Raw genomic sequence first — 915 nt, forward strand, 5'->3', positions numbered from 1 at the left:
CGAGGCGGTGACGATCCGACGACCCGGCCACGGCCAAGCGGCACGGCTTGGCGCTGGTGACCGAGGACGCAAGGTCACGGCCTGCAGCTCGGCGCCTCGATCCGCGACAACCTGGCCCTGCCCTCGCTCCCCGTGCTCGCGCGCCTCGGCCTGCGCCGCTTCGGGCGGGAGTCGGAGCTGGCGCGCGGCACCATCGGCCGGCTCGGCGTGCGCTGCACCGGGCCGCTTCAGCCGGCGGGGCGCCTGTCCGGCGGCAACCAGCAGAAGGTGGTGATCGGCAAGTGGCTGGCCACCGCCCCGCGGGTGCTGCTGCTGGACGAGCCGACCCGCGGCATCGATGTCGGCGCCAAGAAGGAGATCTACGACCTGGTCTTCGCCCTGGCCGACCAGGGCATCGCCATCCTGCTCGTCTCCTCCGAGCTGCCGGAACTCCTGCTGCTCGCCGACCGCGTCCTGGTGATGTGCGAGGGCCGGCAGACCGGCCTGCTGTCCCGTGCCGCGGCCAGCCAGGAGGCGATCATGGAGCTCGCCTCTCCCCGTTCCGCCCCGATCCTGTCCGAGGCCGTGTCATGACCGTGCTGCGCCTGCTGTCCCGCACCAAGCTGTATTGGGGCCTGCTGGTCATCCTCCTGATCGGCATCGCCTTCTCGCCGGTCAGCGGCAGCGGCCGCAACATCTTCCTGTCCTACGGCAACCTGACCGACGTGCTGCGCCAGGTGTCGATCACCGGCCTGGTCGCCGTCGGCATGACGGTGGTGATCCTGATCGCCGGCATCGACCTGTCGGTCGGGTCGGTGATGGCCTTCGGCACGGTGCTGAGCGCGACGCTGCTGACCCAGGATGGCTGGACCAGCTCCGCCGGCGTCGCCGTGCCGGCGGCGATCCTCGTCGCCTTCTTCGCCATCTTCCTGCTGG

The 915-nt window shown here is 71.1% G+C and carries 2 protein-coding genes; both read left to right on the forward strand.

Annotation, left to right across the window (positions count from 1 at the left end; translation table 11 throughout):
- Positions 1–132 precede the first annotated feature (132 nt).
- Positions 133–573: an ATP-binding cassette domain-containing protein gene (locus P409_RS35285; RefSeq protein WP_238578858.1), complete on the forward strand. Its 441-nt coding sequence runs from the start codon at positions 133–135 to the stop codon at positions 571–573.
- The coding region (locus tag P409_RS35290; protein WP_034849784.1) for an ABC transporter permease subunit at positions 570–915 on the forward strand (346 nt) is incomplete at its 3' end. The genes P409_RS35285 and P409_RS35290, both read left to right, overlap by 4 nt.

It is taken from the genome of Inquilinus limosus MP06, from assembly GCF_000767795.1.
Lineage (GTDB): Bacteria > Pseudomonadota > Alphaproteobacteria > DSM-16000 > Inquilinaceae > Inquilinus > Inquilinus limosus_E.